Below are 1,866 nucleotides of genomic sequence, written 5' to 3'. Positions count from 1 at the left end.
GTGGTGGTTATCGCCTGATGGGCAGCACTACCGATATTTCCATCGCCCAGGTAGTCGATGCGGTCAGTGAATCGCTCGATGCAACCCGCTGCGAAGGCAAGGGTAATTGCCATGAAGGCGAAGTCTGTTTAACCCATCATTTGTGGGAAGATTTAAGCGCGCAAATCCATCGGTTTTTGAGTGACATTACGCTCGCTGATTTGGTTGCACGTAACGATATTCAATCGGTTCGCAAGCGTCAGGATTTGCGCGTGGTAAGCAGTCACAATGACGAGACTCATATTGCGATCAGTGAAATTTTGTAGCTGGCTTTTATGACCCCATTTTTCACCCTGTAGTTTTTTCACCGTTAAGGTACCCACTGTTTTGCGCAAGCCCATTTATTTAGATTACGCCGCGACTACACCCGTTGCCCCTGAAGTGGCGGCGCGGATGGTTGAGTGTCTGACATTGGATGGCGCCTTCGCCAATCCTGCTTCACGGTCTCATGTATATGGTTGGCAAGCGGAAGAATTGGTAGAAGAAGCGCGCGCGCAGGTTGCCAGTTTAATCAATGCAGATCCGCGTGAAATCGTTTGGACCAGTGGCGCAACCGAAGCCAACAATCTTGCGCTCAAAGGTGGTGCAGAAACTTATCGCACCAATCACCACACTGGTGGCCATATTGTTGTGTCGGCCATTGAACATAAAGCCGTGCTTGATCCCGCAAGTTGGCTGGAGGCGCAAGGTTTTCGCGTTACTCGTTTACAACCCTCCCAGGATGGAATTATCACTGTTGATGCGCTTGCCAATGCTCTATGCAGTGATACTTTTTTAGTCAGTATCATGCAAGTCAACAATGAGTTGGGCTGCATTAATGACATCAAGGGTTTAGTGGAAGTCTGTAAGACGCGCGGTATTTTATTTCATTGTGATGCGGCACAAAGCGCGGGAAAAATTCCAGTCGATGTCAAAGCGCTTGGTGTAGACCTGCTGTCGCTGTCCGCGCATAAATTTTATGGACCCAAAGGTGTTGGTGCACTCTACGTGCGCCGTTCAGGCGACGTAAAAATCGCTGCACAAATTCACGGTGGTGGCCATGAGCGCGGTATGCGTTCCGGTACTTTGCCCACGCATCAATTAGTGGGTATGGGTGAAGCGGCAAGATTAGCGGCCGCACATCTCAGCGAGGATAGTGAACGTATTAAGATGCTGCGTGATCGTTTATGGCAAGGCATTGCGGATTTGCCGGGAATTAAACGCAACGGCTCCAGTGTTGATTGCGTCAGCGGTATTTTGAATCTTGCATTTGGCAATGCTGATGGTGAGATGTTGTTGCTCTCCCTGCGCGATTTAGCGATCTCTAGTGGCTCTGCCTGTAATTCCGCGAGCATGTCGCCCAGTTATGTACTGAAAGCGATTGGGTTGGACGATGAAACAGCGCAAGCCTCGCTGCGTTTTAGTCTTGGCCGTTACACCACGGCCGACGAAATTGAATATGCGATTGAACACCTTCGCGGTGTCATCGCCAAGCTGCACAAGGCTTAGTGTTGGTTCGCTAACCCTTTGCAAAAACAGGTAAATGCCCATGTCTGAACAAGTCGAACATCTCATTAAAAAAGAATACGCGGCGGGTTTCCATACCACCATCGATTCTGAAACCCTGCCACCGGGGTTGAATGAAGATGTTATCCGTTTTATTTCGGCGAAGAAAAATGAACCCGAGTGGTTGCTGGAATGGCGTTTGAAAGCCTATCAGTCTTGGCTGGAAATGACCGAGCCGGAATGGGCACATGTCAAATATGAGGATATTGATTTTCAAGCGGTGTCCTATTATTCAGCGCCCAAATCGATGGATGAAAAGCCCAAAAGTCTGGATGAGGTTGA

2 protein-coding genes and 1 pseudogene are annotated in these 1,866 nt (G+C 49.2%); all 3 read left to right on the top strand.

The annotated features are described in order from the left end of the window. Nucleotides 1–305 (top strand): Rrf2 family transcriptional regulator (locus ACWA6V_RS21140; RefSeq protein ID WP_449524330.1); only part of this gene is annotated, 305 nt, incomplete at its 5' end. A 61-nt stretch (nt 306–366) separates the two neighbouring features. Continuing rightward, nucleotides 367–1,527: an IscS subfamily cysteine desulfurase gene (locus ACWA6V_RS21135; RefSeq protein WP_449524329.1), complete on the top strand. Its 1,161-nt coding sequence runs from the start codon at nt 367–369 to the stop codon at nt 1,525–1,527. Nucleotides 1,528–1,567: 40 nt separating this feature from the next. Further along, nucleotides 1,568–1,866, top strand: a pseudogene (locus tag ACWA6V_RS21130) (Fe-S cluster assembly protein SufB); the annotation flags it as partial.

The organism is Cellvibrio sp. (assembly GCF_053579595.1).
Note: the sequence above shows the minus strand (reverse complement) of the source record. Positions and strands in the feature narration are given on the sequence as shown.